Below are 245 nucleotides of genomic sequence, written 5' to 3'. Positions count from 1 at the left end.
CTGCTTAACGACGCCGTCAAGAAGGGCGGCATGATGGCCTGCTCCCGCGTGGGTGGGCTGTCCGGTTCCTTCATCCCGGTTTCTGAGGACAAGGGAATGATCGATGCGGTGCGCACCGGTGCCATCTCCATCGACAAGCTGGAGGCCATGACCTCGATCTGCTCGGTGGGACTAGACATGATCGCCATCCCGGGCGATACCTCTGCTGAGACCATCGCCGGCATGATCGCGGACGAAGCCGCCAT

At 62.0% G+C, this 245-nt stretch carries 1 protein-coding gene; it reads left to right on the top strand.

Annotation, left to right across the window (positions count from 1 at the left end; all coding sequences use genetic code 11):
- The coding region (locus tag HMPREF3009_RS01720; protein WP_118783625.1) for a DUF711 family protein at positions 1 to 245 on the top strand (245 nt) is incomplete at both ends.

The sequence above is a fragment of the Corynebacterium sp. HMSC034H07 genome, from assembly GCF_001815175.1.
Taxonomy (GTDB): domain Bacteria; phylum Actinomycetota; class Actinomycetes; order Mycobacteriales; family Mycobacteriaceae; genus Corynebacterium; species Corynebacterium hiratae.
Note: the sequence above shows the minus strand (reverse complement) of the source record. Positions and strands in the feature narration are given on the sequence as shown.